At 54.2% G+C, this 2,554-nt stretch carries 3 protein-coding genes; 2 read left to right on the top strand and 1 reads right to left on the bottom strand.

The features are described from left to right. Positions 1-183, bottom strand: a 183-nt coding sequence (locus ACEWQ0_RS00075; protein WP_476482926.1) for a hypothetical protein, incomplete at its 3' end; no start/stop codon positions are given. Positions 184-736: 553 nt separating this feature from the next. Here ACEWQ0_RS00075 and ACEWQ0_RS00070 point away from each other — a divergent pair. Both ACEWQ0_RS00070 and ACEWQ0_RS00065 read left to right on the top strand, forming a co-directional pair. After that, positions 737-1,291 carry a hypothetical protein gene (locus tag ACEWQ0_RS00070; RefSeq protein WP_476481468.1) on the top strand — a complete coding sequence of 185 codons (555 nt, stop codon included), beginning with the start codon at positions 737-739 and terminating at the stop codon, positions 1,289-1,291. 58 nt (positions 1,292-1,349) lie between these two features. Further along, positions 1,350-2,312: a hypothetical protein gene (locus ACEWQ0_RS00065; protein ID WP_476481467.1), complete on the top strand. Its 963-nt coding sequence runs from the start codon at positions 1,350-1,352 to the stop codon at positions 2,310-2,312. Positions 2,313-2,554 lie beyond the last annotated feature (242 nt).

Genomic DNA, 2,554 nt, shown 5'->3' with positions numbered 1-2,554 from the left:
GTAAGAAGCCAGCAACGGCTCCAGCGCCGGTTCGCGACCCCTGAAAGCCAGCCAGGATTCCTGAATCGGACGGCTTGAGCCGACTTCCAGGATTTCGCGCGCCAGCCGGCCGCCGGTTTCGGTATTGAACAGCCCGGTTTCACAGAACAGATCGAAGGTGTCGCGGTTATTACGGGAGTGCACGGTGTCCTGGATCTCCCTTGGGAATTTTCCGTTGGCCAGCCTAGCGTGGGCGTTGCTGGCTGCTTATTAGGATCAGAGCCAACACCTGCTTTAGCAGGCCAAGCGCCAGAAACGAAAATCACCCCGCTTCCCGTTCTACAGCCTGTTGCTGAGCTGACAAAGGCTCTTTGCCGGTGCTCCCCAAGGATTCCATAGCTGGCGGCGGCGGACACCAAAGCCGATCGATGTCGGCCCACCACCAATCAGTAACTGTTTTGCCAGCTCAGATAGCCTAGTGCCGGCAGGGAGATGAAAAAAGGGAAGACACCAGCAAACGTAAGGTATTGAAAATCAGGCCGGGGGGGGGGGTAAGCTCCATCATGGGGGCGAGGGTTAAAGGCAGTTTCTTTAACCACAGACTGATGCATGCTGCGTGAATCAGCAGTCAAGCGCGTTGTGGTTTCGAGTCTTGATTCATTCGCTCTCTTTCAGGCTGAAGTGCCAGAGCGGAACGGGTCTTGCCCACACCTACCGGCACGCTCATGCCAGTGAATGCAATTATATGGAGAATCTTATGAAATATTTGAAATTACTTGCTATGTCGGCAGTTGTCTTGTTTGTAACCACGGCGTGTGATCCGCCAGGGGCTCCTTTGAGGTGTCAGGACCATCCTTTTCCAAATATGTGTGGACAGAGCTATCAGTACAGTTTCACTGCAATGCAGGGTAAGCTTTCCGATTTTGCTGTCGGGTTGATGTCCACATTCGATGCGGCCGACTTCACCGTTGATTTGTCGTCGTCAAATATTCCGGTGACCACCACCAGCGGATACGCAACGGTTGTTCTTGATCTGTCCGATGGTAGCACTCAGTCCAGCAGTTTTGAGTGGATCAGGCTGGGTGATGAAGCGGTTATTTCTAACCCGTCAGCGGTCAATTCCTGGATCCAGCCGAAGCTTGCTGATATAGACGAGATTGACGTTGAGTTCGATTTTCAGGTCGCGTCGGAGGAAGGCGTTAACCTAGTAGTCACTGAGCTCAAGCATCAGGGCACGACAATCACTGGCTCATCTGATTCCTGGTATGTAGGTGGCGGGGGAGGCAGCTGCAGCCGTTGCGTGATTAAATAATGGAAAGGATGCGGGCCTGTCCAGAGCAGTGGCAGGCTCGCATAATTCAGAGGTTTCAATGATAAAGAAAGTTACCATTCCCCTGCTTGTCCTGGTTCTTGTTGTGTTTATGGCTGGGTGTTCCGCGCTTGAAATGTCAGCAAGAAGCACTCGAAAGGCTGTGGCGCTGGGTGAATTCCGAGGCATCAACACTGTAAAGCTCTCGCGAAGTAACGTTATTTCTTTCGGCCGGTTTTCCGGTACGGATGAGGTTGAGATCCGGAAAACGACAGAAGTGACAGCGGTAGACCTTGGCGACCGTGGCCGAATCCAATTCTTGCTTCCGGCTAATCCCTCTTCGACGTATTTTGATGAGACGCGTGAGTATCTGGAACGCGGCGCTGGCGAATTTTCCGCTGCGTTGTCCAGGACGCTGTCGGACTATTTGACCATGGTAGATGTGGATCTTGATGTGGATGTAGTGTTGGCCTCCGAGCCGGGCTCGTACTACTCATCTCAAGCCTCGATCCGGGACAGGCTGCTGGTGTCTTTGCTGTTTTATAGCCCCTTTGCTGAGGATGCTGTCGATGCGGAAGGGGCAGGCCAATGGTGGGCTGAGTTGGCTGATGTGGTCGCTCACGAGCTGTATCACCTGCACAGCTATTTATTGGATACCGAGCGCGAACGCGTCAATGAAGAGGCGGCCGCCAACCTATTTGGGGCCTGCGCAGCCTATCGTTATGGACTGAGCGCGGGCGTGTTTACCGAAACCATCGAGCATTTTGACCTGGCTTATGGCCCGGAAATCAAGCGATATTTTCCGGAGATTGACGAGGGCCGATTGAATCCGGATCTGCATGAACTCAACAAGCGACCTCATTCGAGCTTGCGTGGACAAGTGCTTTCAGTGGGTGTTTTTTATCTATTAGCTGGCAGCAATAAAATCCATCCGGTCAAGGATCGCGCCGCATTCGAGCGTATCTTTGACTATTGCGACGGTCTGGCCAGTGGAGTGCCCAGATTCCAGGCCGGCGAGTGGTAGGTAAATCAAGCCACTGCTATTGGGCTGATGGGACCGCTTCGAGGCGCACGATGCGGTCGCCTGGGGCCGGAGATTTCTTGTGGCGTATCGGGCGGGTTTGTTCAGGCGGCGATGCCGTAAGAAGCCAGCAACGGCTCCAGCGCCGGTTCGCGACCCCTGAAAGCCAGCCAGGATTCCTGAATCGGACGGCTTGAGCCGACTTCCAGGATTTCGCGCGCCAGCCGGCCGCCGGTTTCGGTATT

It is taken from the genome of Wenzhouxiangella sp. YN9, assembly GCF_056324165.1.
The sequence above is the reverse complement of the archived record's forward strand: the minus strand, read 5'-3'. Positions and strand labels throughout refer to the sequence as shown.